Origin of the sequence: Pseudonocardia sp. SID8383, from assembly GCF_009864975.1 — a bacterium.
GTDB classification, from domain to species: Bacteria; Actinomycetota; Actinomycetes; order Mycobacteriales; family Pseudonocardiaceae; genus Pseudonocardia; species Pseudonocardia alni.
This window is the reverse complement of record NZ_WWFY01001124.1, coordinates 1-2,736: the sequence shown is the minus strand read 5'-3', so window position 1 is coordinate 2,736 and position 2,736 is coordinate 1. Positions and strand designations below refer to the sequence as shown.

At 75.8% G+C, this 2,736-nt stretch carries 3 protein-coding genes and 1 pseudogene; 2 read left to right on the top strand and 2 right to left on the bottom strand.

All coding sequences use genetic code 11. From position 1 onward, the window contains the following. A pseudogene (locus GTW08_RS27370) lies at nucleotides 1-196 on the top strand (hypothetical protein); the annotation flags it as partial. 13 nt (nucleotides 197-209) lie between these two features. On the opposite strand, the gene GTW08_RS27365 reads toward GTW08_RS27370, so the two are convergent. Both GTW08_RS27365 and selD read right to left on the bottom strand, forming a co-directional pair. Further along, on the bottom strand, nucleotides 210-1,256 hold the full coding sequence (locus GTW08_RS27365) for a PLP-dependent cysteine synthase family protein (protein WP_202417774.1): 1,047 nt from the start codon (nucleotides 1,254-1,256) through the stop codon (nucleotides 210-212). A gap of 71 nt (nucleotides 1,257-1,327) precedes the next feature. Further along, nucleotides 1,328-2,362, bottom strand: a complete 1,035-nt coding sequence (selD, locus tag GTW08_RS27360) for a selenide, water dikinase SelD (protein WP_073577816.1) — start codon at nucleotides 2,360-2,362, stop codon at nucleotides 1,328-1,330. A gap of 184 nt (nucleotides 2,363-2,546) precedes the next feature. On the opposite strand from selD, the gene GTW08_RS32280 reads away from it, so the two are divergent. Then, nucleotides 2,547-2,736, top strand: a 190-nt coding sequence (locus tag GTW08_RS32280) for a hypothetical protein (RefSeq protein WP_237454243.1), incomplete at its 3' end; no start/stop codon positions are given.

Sequence of the window (2,736 nt, the reverse complement as noted above, 5' to 3'; positions counted from 1 at the left end):
GGCCGGTCTGCTGCCCGCCCCGCCCGGGGCGTCCGGGGCCGGGTCCACCGGGGTGGCCGCGTGGAACCTGGCCGGGCTGCCGTCGCTGGTCGCGCCGGTGTACCGGCCCGGGGAGCACGGCTGCGTGCAGCTCGTGGGCCGGCCCGGGTCGGAGCGGCGGCTGCTCGCGACCGCCGCCCTGCTCGCCGGGGAATGATCCCCGGCCAGGCTCAGTCCGCGGGCGGCGACCAGACCCCGGTCGCGACGAACCGGTCGAGGGTCCGGGTGTAGGGCGCCAGGTCCATCCCCTGAGCGGCGACCCAGGCGTCGTCGTAGTAGCTGTGGCGGTAGCGCTCCCCGCCGTCGCACAGCAGGGTCACGACACTGCCCGCGCGTCCGGCGCGCAGCATCTCGGCGACGACCTGGTAGACGCCCCAGAGGTTGGTGCCGGTCGACCCGCCCGCCCACCGGCCGGTGCGGTCGCGCAGGTGCCGGGCGGCGGCGACGCTGGCCGCGTCGGGCACCGGGACCATCCGGTCGATCACCGACGGGACGAAGCTCGGCTCCATCCGGGGCCGCCCGATCCCCTCGATGCGCGACGCCGCCCCGGTCGCGTACGACGGGTCCCCCGCCGTCCACCCGGGCAGGAACGCCGACCCCTCCGGGTCGACGACGGCCAGCCGGGTCGCGAGCCGCCGGTAGCGCAGGTAGCGGCCGATCGTGGCCGAGGTGCCCCCGGTCCCGGCCCCGACGACGATCCACTCCGGCACCGGGTGCGGCTCCTCGGCCAGCTGGGCCAGGATCGACTCGGCGATGTTGTTGTTGCCGCGCCAGTCGGTCGCGCGCTCGGCGTAGGTGAACTGGTCGAGGTAGTGCCCGCCGGTGTCCGCGGCGAGCCGCTCGGCCTCGGCGTAGACCTCGCCGCCGTGGTCGACGAAGTGGCAGCGCCCGCCCTCCCGCTCGATCAGCGCGATCTTCTCCGGACTGGTCGAGCGCGGCATGACCGCCACGAACGGCACCCCGAGCAGCCGGGCGAAGTACGCCTCGGAGACCGCCGTCGAGCCGGAGCTGGCCTCGACGACCGTGGTGCCCTCGGTGATCCAGCCCGACGCGAGCGCGTAGAGGAACAGCGACCGGGCCAGCCGGTGCTTGAGGCTGCCGGTGGGGTGCACCGACTCGTCCTTGAGGTAGACCTGCACGCCCCACTCGGCGGGCAGGTCCAGCACGTGCAGGTGGGTGTCGGCGGAACGGTTCGCGTCGGCCTGGACGCGGCGCATCGCCTCGTCGACCCAGGCGCGGGTACGGGCACAGGAACGGTCGACGGGCTGCACGCCCCCGACCCTAGGCCTCAGAGCCGGACCAGCCCGGTCCCCTCGGTCACGGTGCCGATCCGGGCCGCGTCGTGCCCGCGCCCACGCAGCCACGCGACGGCCGAGTCGCCGCGGCCGGGGGCGGCGCCGAACAGCAGCCCGCCGGAGGTCTGGGCGTCGGACAGGACCAGCAGGTCCTCCTCGCCCGCGGAGCCCGCGACGACCCGGTCGTCGATCCAGGCGCGGTTGCGCAGCGTGCCGCCGGGGACGACGCCGTCGGCGACCAGCTCCCGCACCCCGCCGAGAAGCGGCACCGCAGCGACGTCGACGTGGGCGTCCACCCCCGAGGCGACGGTCATCTTCGTGAGGTGCCCGAGCAGGCCGTAGCCGGTGACGTCGGTGCAGCCGGTGGCGTCCGCCTCGCGGGCGGCCGCCGCGGCGTCGGCGTTCGGAGTGGTCATGACGGCGACGGCGGCGTCGACGTCCGCGGGCACCCCGCGTTTCACCGCGGTGGTGGTCACGCCGATCCCGAGCGGCTTGGTCAGCACCAGCTCGTCACCCGGGCGCAGCCCGGCGTTGGTCAGGACCCGGTCCGGGTGGACCTCCCCCACCACGGCGAGGCCGTACTTCGGCTCCGGGTCGTCGATCGTGTGCCCGCCGACGACGGCGAACCCGCACCGCCGCCCCACCCCGGCGCCGCCCTCCAGAACGGCGGCCAGCACGTCCGGCCCGAGCTGCTCGGACGGCCAGCAGACCAGGTTCAGCGCGAACAGCGGGGTGCCGCCCATGGCGTAGACGTCGGAGACGGCGTTGGTGGCGGCGATCGCGCCCCAGGTCCCCGGGTCGTCGACGATCGGGGTGAAGAAGTCGGTGGTCGCGACCAGCGCACGGTCCTCGGACAGCCGCCAGACCGCGGCGTCGTCGCCGGTGTCGGTGCCGACCAGCAGGTCCGGATGGGACGGGGGCGTGACCGCCGCCAGGACCTCCCCCAGCTGGGCCGGTCCGAGCTTGCAGCCGCAGCCCGCGCCGTGGCTGAACTCGGTGAGACGACGGGCGACACCGGTGTCGGACATGTCCCCATCCTGGCAGCGTCGCTCCGTGGTCGCCCGCGTCACACACCGTCGACCGCCGGACTGCCGCCGTCCGCCGAACGGGGGCTGTCGGGCTGCGCCGGGGACACGGAGACTGACGCACCGTGAACAGCTGCACGGGGGGTACGACGAGGTGACCGACGGTGTCACGGATACCGGCGCCGAGGTGACGGCCGAGGACGTACGCGACGACGAGACGACCCGCTCCGGGGACGCGGTCCCCCCGGCCGGGCCCGTTCCCGACGCCGTGCTCCCTGGACGGCCGCCGGACTGCCGCAGCGCGCCCCGCGCGGCGGCGACGGCGCCCGCAGTGTCGGGCACACCGTCGAGGACCTGGTGGGCCGCCTCGCCGCGGC